The 13320-nt window shown below is 51.6% G+C and carries 16 protein-coding genes and 1 pseudogene; 15 read left to right on the forward strand and 2 right to left on the reverse strand.

Translation table 11 applies throughout. The annotated features are described in order from the left end of the window. The first annotated feature begins 90 nt into the window (after positions 1 to 90). From AB4K05_RS22030 to AB4K05_RS22060, 7 genes and pseudogenes are all read left to right on the forward strand, one after another. Complete coding sequence (locus AB4K05_RS22030; RefSeq protein WP_004110046.1) at positions 91 to 462, forward strand: DUF2591 domain-containing protein; 372 nt, start codon at positions 91 to 93, stop codon at positions 460 to 462. Further along, positions 446 to 856, forward strand: a pseudogene (locus tag AB4K05_RS22035) (hypothetical protein). The gene AB4K05_RS22030 and the pseudogene AB4K05_RS22035 overlap by 17 nt, the downstream one beginning before the upstream one ends. Before the next feature lie 68 nt (positions 857 to 924). Further along, the gene (locus AB4K05_RS22040) at positions 925 to 1200 is read left to right on the forward strand and encodes a hypothetical protein (RefSeq protein WP_032666376.1); all 276 of its coding nucleotides are present in this window, start codon (positions 925 to 927) and stop codon (positions 1198 to 1200) included. Positions 1201 to 1240: 40 nt separating this feature from the next. Continuing rightward, positions 1241 to 1420 carry a hypothetical protein gene (locus AB4K05_RS22045; protein ID WP_004110036.1) on the forward strand — a complete coding sequence of 60 codons (180 nt, stop codon included), beginning with the start codon at positions 1241 to 1243 and terminating at the stop codon, positions 1418 to 1420. Next, entirely contained in the window at positions 1417 to 1752 is a 336-nt protein-coding gene (locus AB4K05_RS22050; protein ID WP_016051670.1) for a hypothetical protein, read from the forward strand. The genes AB4K05_RS22045 and AB4K05_RS22050 overlap by 4 nt, the downstream gene beginning before the upstream one ends. Further along, complete coding sequence (locus AB4K05_RS22055; protein WP_006812558.1) at positions 1752 to 1964, forward strand: hypothetical protein; 213 nt, start codon at positions 1752 to 1754, stop codon at positions 1962 to 1964. Before AB4K05_RS22050 ends, AB4K05_RS22055 begins: the two co-directional genes overlap by 1 nt. 222 nt (positions 1965 to 2186) lie before the next feature. Beyond that, complete coding sequence (locus AB4K05_RS22060) at positions 2187 to 2327, forward strand: hypothetical protein (protein ID WP_168157138.1); 141 nt, start codon at positions 2187 to 2189, stop codon at positions 2325 to 2327. 205 nt (positions 2328 to 2532) lie between these two features. On the opposite strand, the gene repA is transcribed toward AB4K05_RS22060, so the two are convergent. After that, entirely contained in the window at positions 2533 to 3588 is a 1056-nt protein-coding gene (gene repA / locus AB4K05_RS22065) for a replication protein RepA (RefSeq protein ID WP_032655920.1), read from the reverse strand. A 744-nt stretch (positions 3589 to 4332) separates the two neighbouring features. Here repA and AB4K05_RS22070 point away from each other — a divergent pair. Together AB4K05_RS22070 and AB4K05_RS22075 are read left to right on the forward strand one after the other, a co-directional pair. After that, entirely contained in the window at positions 4333 to 4977 is a 645-nt protein-coding gene (locus AB4K05_RS22070) for a hypothetical protein (protein WP_006812555.1), read from the forward strand. A 75-nt stretch (positions 4978 to 5052) separates the two neighbouring features. Further along, positions 5053 to 5547 (forward strand): GNAT family N-acetyltransferase, encoded by a 495-nt coding sequence (locus tag AB4K05_RS22075; protein WP_004110023.1) that lies wholly within the window; start codon positions 5053 to 5055, stop codon positions 5545 to 5547. Between the two features lie 31 nt (positions 5548 to 5578). Here AB4K05_RS22075 and AB4K05_RS22080 read toward each other — a convergent pair whose 3' ends face one another. Further along, positions 5579 to 6082: a hypothetical protein gene (locus tag AB4K05_RS22080; protein WP_000832167.1), complete on the reverse strand. Its 504-nt coding sequence runs from the start codon at positions 6080 to 6082 to the stop codon at positions 5579 to 5581. A gap of 228 nt (positions 6083 to 6310) precedes the next feature. Here AB4K05_RS22080 and AB4K05_RS22085 point away from each other — a divergent pair, with 228 nt between their 5' ends. The 6 genes from AB4K05_RS22085 (at position 6311) to nrdA (ending at position 13252) form a co-directional block, all read left to right on the forward strand. Next, positions 6311 to 7396, forward strand: a complete 1086-nt coding sequence (locus AB4K05_RS22085) for an exonuclease SbcCD subunit D (protein ID WP_006812554.1) — start codon at positions 6311 to 6313, stop codon at positions 7394 to 7396. Next, a complete protein-coding gene (locus AB4K05_RS22090; RefSeq protein WP_306301967.1) occupies positions 7351 to 7629 on the forward strand; it encodes a hypothetical protein in 279 nt (92 codons plus the stop codon). The genes AB4K05_RS22085 and AB4K05_RS22090 overlap by 46 nt, the downstream gene beginning before the upstream one ends. Further along, positions 7626 to 9542, forward strand: coding sequence for an AAA family ATPase (locus AB4K05_RS22095; RefSeq protein WP_080112983.1), 1917 nt, complete (start codon positions 7626 to 7628; stop codon positions 9540 to 9542). The genes AB4K05_RS22090 and AB4K05_RS22095 overlap by 4 nt, the downstream gene beginning before the upstream one ends. Then, complete coding sequence (locus AB4K05_RS22100) at positions 9532 to 10278, forward strand: hypothetical protein (RefSeq protein WP_006812552.1); 747 nt, start codon at positions 9532 to 9534, stop codon at positions 10276 to 10278. The genes AB4K05_RS22095 and AB4K05_RS22100 overlap by 11 nt, the downstream gene beginning before the upstream one ends. An 11-nt stretch (positions 10279 to 10289) precedes the next feature. After that, positions 10290 to 10859, forward strand: a complete 570-nt coding sequence (locus AB4K05_RS22105) for a hypothetical protein (RefSeq protein ID WP_002214145.1) — start codon at positions 10290 to 10292, stop codon at positions 10857 to 10859. Positions 10860 to 10936: 77 nt separating this feature from the next. After that, complete coding sequence (gene nrdA, locus AB4K05_RS22110) at positions 10937 to 13252, forward strand: class 1a ribonucleoside-diphosphate reductase subunit alpha (RefSeq protein ID WP_046340539.1); 2316 nt, start codon at positions 10937 to 10939, stop codon at positions 13250 to 13252. Positions 13253 to 13320: the final 68 nt, after the last annotated feature.

The raw sequence follows: 13320 nt of genomic DNA on the forward strand, positions 1-13320 counted from the left end.
ATTGGTTACTAATACGGAATTACCATCCGTAGAAGTACAAAGTGACAACGCCACATAGTTGTTCGGCAACGGATGAGAAGGAGATCGGGAATGAAAAATTACAGCGAGATGACGGACTTTGAGATTAACTGCCTGGTCGCGGAAGCCACCGGCCATCGACCGCTTATCTCACAATATGGCTGGAAAGGCTCACAGGAAGGCGATTACACAGCAGTGGTCGCCATCGGCCCGAACGGAGCCGGAACCTTCGACTGGTGTAACGATCCGGAAGATGCGTGGGACATTATTTATCGGCACAGAATCGGCGTAATCCCTGCCAGACAGCCTGGCGAGTGGAGGGCGGCCCACAGAAAGGTGGATAGCTCAACGCCACAACATCTGATCCAGAACCCTAACCCTTTCAGAGCGGCAATGACCGTGTTCCTTTTAATGCAGGAGAAAAAGCGTGAAGAAACTGTATGACGCGGCCAACGCTGCGCTGGATGTAGTGGATACCGAAATTGCCCAGGGCTTCCCGGAGCCAGAATGAGCGACGCAGCTGCGTGAGGCGATTGCAGAGATGAACGCACCGGAACCTTCAGAAGATGAAGCCGACTGGCAGCGTTTCATCAGAATGTACGCGGAAGAGATTGGCCCGACGCCCACCGCTGAACAGGCCATGCTGCTCAAGTACTTCAAGGAGGCTGGAGAGAATCTGCCGGTTGATGATACACCGCACTGGTTTCACGCCGCCTGGCGTAAGTTCGACGTGATCTACACCCGCGGTCTGGGAAGCAAAGATATGGTCGTCTGGCATCTGATGCACATTGATAAGGCTGTCGACCGGACGCTGGAGAAGTTCTTCCCACCAGCCTGAACACAATGATTGTGCGCCGCATGGCGCACATTAATATAAATAAGCACTTACCAACAAGGAGAAAACACATGAAGATTTTGGTTCGCATTTCAGCCAGCACCGACTATGACGTTTACCCGCTATTCATGGTCAAGTGCGATGGGCTGAACGATGAAGAAATTCAAGCGGCAATTGAGCGCAATCTCGTTGAGTACACTGGCATTGATGCAGATTCTGTGTATGTCGATGATGACGGTGTTTGTTGGCACAACGGTAGTTGCTGGTACGTCGACGACACGATGCCGGTAAGCGATGAAGACGCGGCTCATCTTGAGCGTATCTTAGGCATCAGCACTTTTGAGTGATATTTACAGCAAAAAATATATAAGTTAGTATCTACCTATCATGAAAACTGTATTAGACACTTTATTACTTATTGTCTCGATAGCTTTTGTGCTCGATTGCATCTTCACCGGAGCAATCCGTAAAGCGCTGGCGCCTGTTAATGGCGCGATGGTTAATGCGCTGGCCGTAGTGCTGGTATTCGACTCAGCATTCGGCGTTATCAAAGGAGTCGTGGCATGAAGAAAATAGCCCTGGCTCTGGCGCTGCTCTCCCTCCCTGTCTACGCGGACACGCACGTCTATGAGTGTGAGATGTCAGTGGCCGAAGTGAAAAACGACGTGATCCGCAATGTCGTCAAAGCCAGCTACGGCGCGATGGTTGTGGACAGCGGCGAACAGTTTTATGTTGTTCGCGATGATCGCGTCCTGTCTTCCCCCTATCTCACCAAACGTAACGGCAAACTGTCTGGCGTGGGTGAAGATAAGTTCGTTTACAACAAATCAGGTGATGTCTACGGCGTTCACGCGAAGAACGCCAGCTACCTTTTCGATGACTGCAAGGAGGTTGGTTGATGGCGGTTACACTGGCAGGTCTGGAAATCGAAAAAACAAGCGGCTACTGGCGTGCCAAAGGGTTTAAGCAACCCGGCGTGCTGGAGCGACTGGAACGTGAGGACGGTGTCATTGTCCACCAGCGTCGCGAATGGCGCATGTACGATCCGGAAACAGGTAAGCTCACGACGAAGGCCGGGACACTCTGGGGTCTGCTGAAGAAAATCCACTGATAACACTAACCACTGCGGTGAGTAGCCAGCTCACCGCGTGCGTATCCGGCCCATAACCACTGTAGTGAGTAAAACGGCTGCCGTGATATCCGGTATCCACTGTAGTGAGTAAAGTGGCGATTATCGACGTCGCTATCCACTGTAGGGAGTAAGCAGGCGTTCATTCGCAGCAAACAACCACTATAGAGAGTGATGGAATGCGTTCTCCAGCGGGTATCCACTATGGAGAGTAAACCTTCACTGTTTTCAGCGGATATCTACTCACTACAGTGGTTAGTAAATACGGCCAACCGATTCTGCTCTCCACAGTGGATAGCCAATAACTACGGGAACAACGATAACCACTATAGAGAGTGGATCTAACAAGATACCCAGTGACCACTAACCTCGCAGCCCTTGTTTCATCTAGGTTTGTAACCACTAACATTTATTTCGCTATTTGAGCGCCACTGCCTACAGTGGCTACTCTTCGGTTGTTGTTACTCACTACAGTGGATAGCGGATTTCAGATAAACAAAAGGCTCACTACAGTGGATAGTGAGCCTTTCTACTCTCTACAGTGGTTGGGTTATTTGCGAGCTTTTGCCTTGCGTAGCTCTTCGAGAATCGCCAGTTCTTCCTTGCTCAACATGACCATCTCACCCTCTTTTTCTTCAGGAACAACATCGATAATGTCCTCCTGATCATCACCAGGCAAGATGTCTTCTGGTTCTTCAGGCGCAGCTTTAGTTGGTGGCAATGACGGGCGTAACTTCGGCCGCCTATAGTGGATGATGAAGTAGACCGAGCTGCCGCGCTTCACTTCGGTGTAATCGAGATAGCCGATCTCCCGAAGTTGCTCCATCGCCTTCCTGACTGTCGCGTTCTGGGTAATGGTGCGGCTGGTTAAGTTAAGTCTGGCGCGTAAGCGAGCCAACGAGATTGGTGCCGGGTCAGGTGGCAAACTTTCGATGAAGGTGTAGAGCGCCTGCGCGGATTCTTTTCTGGAGAGTTCGTTAATTGCCCGGAGTTGCAAAAGAACCTTTTTGTCGAACTGGTAGAGTTCGAAAATCTTAGGATCAGCCTGCAGCGAGACCGTGTCGTTCTTTGTGCTGTACTTTGCTGTCTGCACAAGGTGCGTCACGTAATACTCATCAGAGCCTTTACTGCGGAATGAGATAGTGTTTGTAGCAATACGAGTTAGAGAACTGTCCAGGCGCTTGCGTAACTTCGCGGACGATCTGGCCGTTGGTATGCCACAGAGCCTGACGAACTCGACGAACGGTAACGTGACGGTGTCGCCAACAACCTTGTGTTTGGCGAACGCGTGGATGATGCCTACCCACGTTTTGAAGTCGTTATCCATATCCAGACGAACGCCGGAGATCCTTATGTCCTCGTACCCTTCGGCTTTGGCCAGAGACAGCTGTTTGAGTTCAGCAGAGGCGTCCATAGAGACCATTTGCCCCTTTCTGCCCCTGGCGGTCGATTTCAGCGTCGGAACGAAGAGACCAAGACGCATCAGAGCAACAGGCTGAACTGTGTTGTTGGTGTTAGGAACTAACGTAACAACTTCACCGGTCTTTTTGTCTGTTTCTGAGAATGCTTCAACGATCGCTATGTTTTTATTGCCGTTTTCGCTCATTCCAAGTGTCTCTTTTTATTCGACCGCTTTGGTGGCCTTTGCTGATTACAGTGGATAGTAGCACTCATCACAGCGGTTATCCTACCGCCTATAGTGGTTTTTCTACTCTCTACAGTGGTTGGCTTGCTCTTCATAGTGGCTGATCTTCTCTCTATAGTGGATATCGATCACCTCTAAGGCCATGTGGCACAACGGTTTGCTGGGTGCGGGGATCTTTTTGGGTCTTTGTGGGTCTCTTTGGTTCTCTTTGGGATCTGAATTACTGGATCGGGCCTGTGTATAAAAATCAGGTAATTGCAAAACCAGCCATCACTCCCCTTCTGGGGATAATGTGTGGTCGAAACAAACACGCCTGAACGCAAAACTTTCAACATCTCTATGAATATCAGCCACCTGACGTAGAAAAACAGGCACTGAGTTATCCAGTTAAGACAATGTATCCTACTCACTACAGTGGATACCGACCACTCTCCAGAGAGGTTGTTTTGCTCTTCATAGCGGTTATTATGCTCTCTACAGAGGTTACTTTCCTCCCCATAGTGGATAGTAAACCCCTCTCAGGCCAGTAACCGCAACGGCTGGAGACGATCGGGGATCTCTTTTGATCTTCTGTAGGATCTCTCTGGGGATCTAATTATTGGATCGGTCCTGTGAATAATGGGTATAAGTAAAACAGGCATTTGCAAACATCGGTGCGCCTTGTCAGTTATCGTTGCCCCGGACAAAACTATTTGAATAAGAATTATGGATCTCAAACGCACGCGCTGGGTTCGCCGTCTTGAAGATGGCTCCTACACCATTGAATCGAACACTAGCCTGAACAAACAGAAGTTGCTCTGCGACCTGTGCGGCATTGCGTCGAAGTGCCCGATTAACGAAACCCGGCTCAAACTCCACGACGCCGGGGCGCACTTCCACCTGAACAGCTGCATACGTTACGTGCCACTGCTGGCATTTCGTAAACCGATCATCGGATTAGACGCACCCTACTTCAACACATTCCGCTCTGGCGTAACATGGCGAGACCGGGTCGAACCTGGCAAGCTCGTTTGTCTGGTTGAGGCTGATACTGGAAATATCATCCGGTTCGGGAGAGTCGATAAGGTCTACTCCGGCCCGGTGGATGAGATGCTGCGGAAACACAGCCGGTTTAACCATCTCTGCATGGGTGGAGAGAAGATCGAGAAGGTTGGCGAAGTGATCCGCAAATCCTACGGACACTTCCTGAACGACGACAGCCTTCTTACGGCCATCTACATTCGCCATGTCGATCGGGAGTTCGATACGGAGTATCACAGTGCTGAAGAGTTGAATCTTGTCGACCCTCGCCCAAAAGCTGGGGTAATCGACATCAGCGTAGCGCGTCAGAAGCCCCCTGAGACGTTTTAAACGTAAACTCATGGTTTTACCGGGGCATAAAATATGGTGTCTTAGAAAGACACTGAGAGCTTTAGGGATTAATACATGAGTGAATTTTATTCAAGGGCAGCAACTGTGGCAGACATGCCATTTATCATGGGTGAGTTCGAAGACGGCGCACGCAAGGGTCACTTCTACGAAGAGATCCTCACATCAAAGGGTGGTAAAACCTTTGAGAAGCAGACCAGGCTGGCCATCCAGACGAACGAGCAGGGCCAATACTCCGGGCATTATATCTACATCCTGCTGCGCCGTTCTGATGACAAAAAAGCAGGGCTAATCTGGTTCTGTGCCGCACTCGATCCAACCGGTGCGCCACGACTTGAACTCCGTGCCGTCAGTATCGTCAAAGAGCTGCGCGGGAAAGGCTATGGGTCAATGCTGGTGTCCGACATGATCGATTCAAACCCGAGCCAGCCGATGATGGCGAAGTGCTACGTCAAATCCTCGCAAATGGCCGACATGCTAAAACGCAGAGGTTTTCACCTTTTCGACACGTCACCCAAAGGCACGCAGATGCTGTTTCGCGATCCAAAGTAAAAAGCACCCCATATGAGGTGCTTCTGAAGAATTAATCGCAAGTTGTTTTGCCAGTGCCGTCTGGGTATACGATGGATTCGCACGACTTGCCGTTCAAGAAGCTGTAGCTGCGAATAGTGCCGTCAGGATCGCGTTCTGTGTAGGACTCCAGCTTCTTCGGATCAGCGTTCTTACGGCGCACTTCTTTCAGCTCATATTGGGCCTTGTACATCTCCTTGTAGGCTTCCTCTATGCGCTTCATCTTGATCTCCTTTGCCTCTTTGCTACCGAGATAAGCGGCCATTTCAAGATCACAGTTGAAACGGATTTTTGGGAATGAAGGCGCGTATTTACCCATGACTTTGGTTAAATCATTGTCGTTGGAGACATAATAGGCATGGCTTCCACACAATTTGTCGGCTCTGTCTTGGGCAATAGCTACGCTTGAAGTGGAATAAATATCAACGTACCCGCCAGCTGACTTTTCATCTTGAGGCGGCTTTGGCACGCATCCGATCAGAGCAATGGCCATCGTCCCTATAATTACGCGTTTCACCGTCCGTTCTCCTTTTTCGTTTAGTTGTCATCAATGAGTGACTGCGATTATAGAGTGGCTTGTAACATTTAGAAATCTATGCCGCTTCATAAAATAGGTATTCACTTACTTATAAATTTTGTCATAATCGTGTGCCTGTAGATTTTCTTCTGTGCCGTGTTGTCTGGGTTGCTCGCCTCTCAAGCACGCTTAACATCTGTATCAAAATAACCACAAAGGAAAAGACACATGACATTGCCATACGGGGTGATATCAGATCCCCATTATCATCGTTGGGATGCTTTTGCGACAACAAACGCTGACGGGCTGAACTCTCGACTGGAGATCCAACTGGACGCCACGAAAGAAGCAGCCAAAGCCATGAAAGCTGCGGGCTGTAAGTACATGCTGGTGGCTGGTGATACTTTCCATGTTCGTGGTGCTATATCACCTTCCGTCCTGCATTTCGTGACTGAAACTTACGAGTGGATCATCAAAGAGTTGGGCCTCGAAGTGGTAATGCTGGCCGGCAACCACGACCTCGAAACCAACGATTCCGTATACAGCGCCAATGCAGCGGCCTCTCTGCGCTCAATCGGTGTGGAAATCGTCTGCGGCAAACGTCCCCATTCCATCAAAATGGGCGACGTTACCGTCCACTTGATTAGCTGGCGTAACAACCACGCAGAGCTTATCAGCGACCTCAAAACACTGCGTTCCGGGCTTGATGGCGACAACCACGATGTTGTTGTGCATACCTCGATCAACAAAGCGATCCCCACCATGCCTGATGTCGGCATCGACGCACAGGAACTGAAAGATATCGGCTTCCGTTTGTTGCTGTCCGGACACTACCACAACCACAAAGAAGTGCTGCCTGGAGTGGTTAGCATCGGGGCGCTGACGCACCAGAATTGGGGCGATGTTGGCTCGCTGGCTGGCTTCATGATCGTCAACCCTGACGGCACATTCACCCACCACGAAACCTCCGCACCCAAGTTCGTCAACCTTGAGGACGATGTGGAAGACGACCAAATTCGCGGTAACTACGTGCGCTTCCGTGCCGTTGTGGAGAGCGATGAAGAGGGCATCAAAATCCAGAACGTCCTGAAAACAATGGGCGCGAAGGGTGTCGTCTGCAACTTCATCCGCAAGGCATCGATGATGGAAGGCACTGCCAGTACTGCGGAGACCAGCAAAATAGACAGCCTGGGCGAGTCCGTCGCGGCGTACTGCAAGATCGTTCACGACACTGACGGCGGCTTCGACCTGAGCAAGCTGGACATGCTGTGTCAGGAGATCCTGACCGAAGCGGAGAGTGCGGAGGCAATGTGAGTACGAGCCATTCTGGGAGCTTTCGGGACTTCATCTCCACGATGAAAAGACTTGAACGAGGCCAGACGGTGATGTTCCACAAGCCCTACCCACCCAACGGAAACCCTGTGGCGTTTTATCTGGGAAGACTGAGCAAACAAGGCGTACTGAAACGCCGATCTTTCCCAGCCCACACGGAGTTTCAACTGCGAAAAGGCCAGCATTTGAATCAAAAAGTTAGAGGCATTGTATGAAATTTCTAAAGCTCCAGGTTGAGAACTTCATGGCGTTAGCCAGCGCCGAAGTTGAGTTAGACCAACGCGGTCTGGTGCTCATTCAGGGGGTTAACAGTGGCGACTCTTCCGCTGCCAGCAATGGCGCGGGCAAATCGACTTTGATGAACAGCCTGATGTGGTGTCTGTATGGCGAAACTGCGCATGGCGTCAAAGGTGACGACGTGCTCTCTACAGGCCACGAGAAAAACTGTCGCGTGATGGTGACTGTTGAGGATGAAGGAAAGCGTTACGCCATCATTCGCCACCGCAAACACAAAGAGTTCAAGAACCGGCTGATCGTTCGTGGCGAAGACGGTGATATGACCAAAGGCAAAGACACACTGACGCAGGAGTTCGTTGAACGCCTGATTGGTGCATCGAAAGAGGTGTTCATGGCGTCCATCTACGCCAGTCAGGAAGCAATGCCTGATCTGCCGGGTATGTCCGACAAGAACCTCAAAACCATCGTTGAAGAAGCCGCTGGCGTCGACCGGTTAACGCGAGCCTATGCCATTGCTCGCGAGCGTGCTAATGCAGCTGCCGCACGCATGGATGTTACCAAATCCAAAATGGACGCCTGTCTCACGCTTATCGAGACCGCGCAGTCAGAGATTGAGGCGGCCAAAGCGTCCTCTGATAGTTGGGAGCGCGATCGCGGCGAACGTCTGGACAAGGCCCGCGTCGATTTGGCTGGCGCGGAGGTAACGCTGTCTGAAGTCGTGATGGAAATTCGCTCGCTGCCGGAACAGATCCGGGATACGGAAAACGCGATTGCTGGCGAACGCAGCAAGCTGGCCTCCAAAGAAGAGCATGACGCCAAACTGCTGAAGGTGCGCGGTGCGATTACGGAGATCCGCTCAAGCATCCGCACTTCAGAAGCGGCACAGAACGAGTCCATGAACCGTGCTCGCTCGTTTAAAACCAAAGCAGAAGAGGTCAACACAAAGGTCGGAGCACCTTGTGTTACGTGCGGAAAGCCCTACTGCGAAGAAGATTTGTCCACCGTGAAGGAGAGTTTCATTGAACAAGCGCGTAATGAGATCGGCCAGGCGCAGGCATCAGCAGCGGCAGTGGCTCAACACAAAGCTCGTCTTGAGAAAGCGCTCGGCATCGAGTCTGCACTGGTCGCAGCCACACCCGACGTCTCAGAAATCATCGCCAGAATCGAACGCCTGACCAATGAGCTAAGTGCGCTGCGTCATCGAGAACGTGAAGTTGTGGCCGTCGAAGCGATGGTGGCGCGGGCGCGTACTGACGTGAATCGCATCATGGCAGAGGTAAACCCATTTCTGGCTGTCATTAAGCGCCATGAAGACAACCTGGCTGCCAATAAATCTAATCATGCAGTACTTAAAAAAGAGTTAAAAAGCATTCAGGAACAGGCTCTGTTGCTGGAGAAAGCTCGCCAGGTTTACTCCCCAGCAGGCGTGCGTTCACACATCCTGACGTCTGTTACGCCTTTCCTGAACATCAGGACTGCGGAGTATCTCAACACGCTGTCGGACGGCAATATCGTTGCCGAATGGTCGACAATGGAGACAACGAAGAAAGGCGAGTATCGCGACAAATTCAATATCAGCGTAACCAAAACAGGCTCCAGCAAATCCTTCCAGACGTTATCTGGTGGCGAGAAGCGTAAGGTACGCATTGCGTGCTCTCTTGCCTTGCAGGATCTGGTTGCCAGTCGCGCCAGTAAGAATATCGAGCTGTTTATCGGCGATGAAATTGACGACGCGCTCGACACTGCCGGTCTGGAGCGTCTCATGGGGATTCTGGAAGCCAAAGCGCGTGAACGCGGCACAGTGATGATCATCTCCCACAAAGAGATGAAATCGTGGTTCCGGGAAACCATCACAGTCGAAGTCAAAGAGGATCGCAGCTATGTCGTTTAACTTGAGCCGCACGCAGTTTTTGCAGATGTTTGCCGTGATGCAGTCTATAAAGCTGATAAACCACCATACGGCAAAAGCAGCTGCGCCTGCACTTTTGTGGAAAAACGAAAACATCAATGACGACCAGTTCTCGGTATTAACCAGTCTGTTGTCATCGACTCCGTTGATGCCGAGTTTGTCTATGCTGCCGTCAGGAAGCACTGCGCCGATCCTTATTAATCCATTTACGGAAGGTGGATATCTCCCACATTCTGGGCCGGGGTTCGTTGTGATTCCTGAAACCGGAACGCTGAACATCCAAGAAAATGCGCTCTTCAATGCGATGGAGACGCACATCAGCACCGCATTCACTAATCTGATTCGACACGCTAACGCACGCGCGGATCACGTTGCAATGCCTGGTGCTGCTTTCGCCAGCTTCTCTGTTGACTATGACCGACACGCGCCAATTTCAAAGCGGGCGAAACTCTGCTTTTACGAGGAGGGATGTGAAGTAGCGGTTATTGAAGTTCTTCTCCCCCATGTATTCAGCGCGAATGAAACGGCTGCACGCCATCTGATCGACATCATGCGGCATTTCATCGGCCAGAGCATGATCGATGCAGACATTGCTGCAGGCGTTCTAACCAACGATAGCATTCACGTTGTTAGCGACATTCCGAAGCCGCCAACTCGCGAGCCGGAAAAGACACTTGAACAGAAACTAATGGAATGCCCAACCTGGGCTACGTGGTAAGGAGACCAAAAATGAGTAAAACCATTCGTGTGGTCGGCGTCGACCCTTCAATGAGCAACTTTGGCCTGGCGATTGGCACGCTGGATCTGGAAACGGATAAGCTGGACATTCATGGCCTGACATTGGTGGAAACCAAAGCTGGTGGAAACAAGAAGACGGTTCGCGTTAACAGCGACGATCTGCGCCGCGCTAACGAAATCTGGCGTACCGCCAAGCCCATAATCGAGCAGGCTCATATGGTGTTTTGCGAGTTGCCGGTTGGTAGCCAGTCCAGTCGCGCACAAACCTCATACGGCATCTGCATTGGTGTACTGGCGTGCGTGGATAAGCCACTGATACAGGTCACGCCAAACGAGATTAAGCACTATGTCGGGAATAAGCTGACCACGTCGAAGGAAGAGATCATTCAGTGGGCTACGCAGAAGCAGCCAAACGCCCCGTGGTTGCGCCGGAAGCAATCTGGTAAGGAAGTGCTGGTGAATAAAAACGAGCACCTTGCGGACGCTGTCGCGTCGATTTACACCGGTATGCAAACTGATCAATTCCGTCAGGTTCGCGATGTTCTTGCAGGAATTTTATAAGTCGGTAATTGATAGGTAAGTACTTATCTATTAACATGAGGCCACTATATTTAGTGGCCTTTTTTATTGGGTGATACATGATAAGCATCGTAAAACGTAACGGTTCCACAGAGCCGTTGTCAGAGGAAAAATACAACCGCGTTGTGATGTGGGGAGTCGAAAACATTCGCAACGTTAGCGCGTCTGCTGTCGCTATGGGCGCCGCTGCCAGCATTTTCGACGGAATGACCACCTGCCAGCTGCATGAAGCGCTGGTGAAGTCCGCTGCCGATCTGATCTCTCCGGAAACCCCGAACTACTCGCAGGTTGCCGCGCGACTGAGCCTGTTCAAGATCCGCAAGGACGCCTTCGGGCAGTATGACTACCCGAATTTCTACAATCACATCGTCAGCAACGTCAGCCGTGGCGTTTACGATGAAGACCTTCTCAAGTACTACTCTCAGGAAGAAATTGCCGAGCTGGGCGTGTACATCAAGCCTAAGCGCGACGAATACTTCGGCTATGCCGCAACCGTGCAGCTGGCGAGCAAGTATCTCGTTCAAAACCGTGTAACTGGCGCTATCTACGAAGGGCCACAGCAACTCTACATGCTGGTCGGCATGTGCCTGTTCCAGAATTGGGAAGATGGCTGCGCCGGTAAGACGCGTCTGGAGATGGTTAAAGGCTTCTACGATGTGACCAGTACATTCAAGCTGTCTCTGCCAACGCCAATTATGGCCGGCGTGCGCACCCCTACTCGCCAGTTCTCCAGCTGCGTGCTGATTGAAGCTGCTGATAGTCTGAAAGGGATTAGCGCTGCGTCTTCCGCAATCATCGACTACGTGTCACGTCGCGCGGGCATTGGTATTGGCTTTGGGCGTCTGCGTGCGCTGGGAAGTGAGATCCGCAATGGCGAGGCCACCCACACTGGCGTTATTCCATTCCTGAAACACTTCCAGACGGCGGTGAAATCCTGCTCTCAGGGCGGTGTTCGCGGCGGCGCTGCTACAGCGTTCTATCCGATCTGGCACTTGGAAGTTGAAAGTCTGCTGGTACTGAAAAACAACCGTGGCATTGAAGAGAACCGTGTTCGTCATCTCGACTATGGCGTGATGATTAACCGTCTGATGTATCGCCGCCTGGTGCGCAACGAAAACATTACGCTGTTCAGCCCACACGATGTGCCGGGCCTGTACGACGCGTTCTTTGTTGATCAGGACAAGTTCGAAGAGCTGTACCTGAAGTACGAAGCCGACGAGAGCATCCGTAAGAAATCTATCCCGGCCGTCGACCTGTTCTCTACGCTGATGCAGGAGCGTGCCTCTACTGGTCGTGTTTACATTGCCAACGTCGACCACATGAACGATCACGGCGCATTCGTTCCGGAAATTGCACCGGTACACCAGTCCAATCTCTGCATGGAGATCACGCTACCGACCAGGCCACTGGCGTTCACTGACGATCCCAACGGGGAAATCGCGCTTTGCACCCTGTCTGCGTTCAACCTTGGCGCGATCCGCACGCTGGACTCACTGAAAGACGTGGCGTTCTACGCTGTGGCGGCACTGGACTCTCTGCTCGACTATCAGGACTACCCGATGGCTGCTGCAGAAATCCCGGCTAAAGCTCGTCGTAGTCTGGGTATTGGTGTGACCAACTTTGCCTACTATCTGGCGAAGAACGGCTTTAACTACTCTGACGCTGCGGGCAACCAGCTGGTGCATGAGACCTTCGAAGCCATTCAGTACTACCTGCTCGATGCGAGCTGCCGACTGGCTGAAGCGAAAGGTGCATGTGACTGGTTCTCCCACACCAAATATGCACAGGGCCAGCTGCCAGTCGACCACTATCGCAAAACGCTGGATACCAACCCGGAGACCTCTTTCGAGCTGAAAATGCCGTGGGAAGAGCTGCGTGGCCGTATCCGTGAGCATGGTCTGCGTAACTCCACTCTTACAGCGCAAATGCCGTGTGAGACGTCCAGCCAGATCACCAACTCCACCAATGGTATTGAGCCGCCCCGCGGCCCGGTGTCCGTGAAGTCTTCAAAAGACGGCATCGTGAAGATGGTCGTTCCGGACTTCGCGCAACTGAAAGACCAGTACGAGTACCTGTGGGATATGCCGGATAACCGCGGCTATCTGACTAAGGTGGCCATTATTCAGAAGTTCTTCGATCAGGCCATCTCTGCGAACACCAACTACGACCCGACTCGCTTCCCTGGCGATAAGGTTCCAATGATGAAGCTGCTGGAAGACCTGCTGTTTGCGTATCAGCAAGGTGTGAAGACGCTTTATTACCACAACACGCGTGATGGCGCTGGTAAGCGTGATGACGACGATCAGGTGTCAGAACCTTCCGCTGCGGAGGTTGTTGAGCCAGAAGATGAGTGCGATGGCGCGTGCAAAATCTGATGAGCGTGGGGAGAAATCCACACCTTTTCAAGGAGTTGAGCGCCTTGTTTAAACCAATAAGATAACAA

Source organism: Kluyvera sp. STS39-E (genome assembly GCF_040932435.1).
Lineage (GTDB): Bacteria > Pseudomonadota > Gammaproteobacteria > Enterobacterales > Enterobacteriaceae > Kluyvera.

Coding starts and splice junctions, on each gene's coding strand:
- AB4K05_RS22030 (WP_004110046.1), top strand. CDS start 91: ATGAAAAATTACAGCGAGATGACGGACTTTGAGATTAACTGCCTGGTC.
- AB4K05_RS22040 (WP_032666376.1), top strand. CDS start 925: ATGAAGATTTTGGTTCGCATTTCAGCCAGCACCGACTATGACGTTTAC.
- AB4K05_RS22045 (WP_004110036.1), top strand. CDS start 1,241: ATGAAAACTGTATTAGACACTTTATTACTTATTGTCTCGATAGCTTTT.
- AB4K05_RS22050 (WP_016051670.1), top strand. CDS start 1,417: ATGAAGAAAATAGCCCTGGCTCTGGCGCTGCTCTCCCTCCCTGTCTAC.
- AB4K05_RS22055 (WP_006812558.1), top strand. CDS start 1,752: ATGGCGGTTACACTGGCAGGTCTGGAAATCGAAAAAACAAGCGGCTAC.
- AB4K05_RS22060 (WP_168157138.1), top strand. CDS start 2,187: ATGGAGAGTAAACCTTCACTGTTTTCAGCGGATATCTACTCACTACAG.
- repA (WP_032655920.1), bottom strand. CDS start 3,588: ATGAGCGAAAACGGCAATAAAAACATAGCGATCGTTGAAGCATTCTCA.
- AB4K05_RS22070 (WP_006812555.1), top strand. CDS start 4,333: ATGGATCTCAAACGCACGCGCTGGGTTCGCCGTCTTGAAGATGGCTCC.
- AB4K05_RS22075 (WP_004110023.1), top strand. CDS start 5,053: ATGAGTGAATTTTATTCAAGGGCAGCAACTGTGGCAGACATGCCATTT.
- AB4K05_RS22085 (WP_006812554.1), top strand. CDS start 6,311: ATGACATTGCCATACGGGGTGATATCAGATCCCCATTATCATCGTTGG.
- AB4K05_RS22095 (WP_080112983.1), top strand. CDS start 7,626: ATGAAATTTCTAAAGCTCCAGGTTGAGAACTTCATGGCGTTAGCCAGC.
- AB4K05_RS22100 (WP_006812552.1), top strand. CDS start 9,532: ATGTCGTTTAACTTGAGCCGCACGCAGTTTTTGCAGATGTTTGCCGTG.
- AB4K05_RS22105 (WP_002214145.1), top strand. CDS start 10,290: ATGAGTAAAACCATTCGTGTGGTCGGCGTCGACCCTTCAATGAGCAAC.
- nrdA (WP_046340539.1), top strand. CDS start 10,937: ATGATAAGCATCGTAAAACGTAACGGTTCCACAGAGCCGTTGTCAGAG.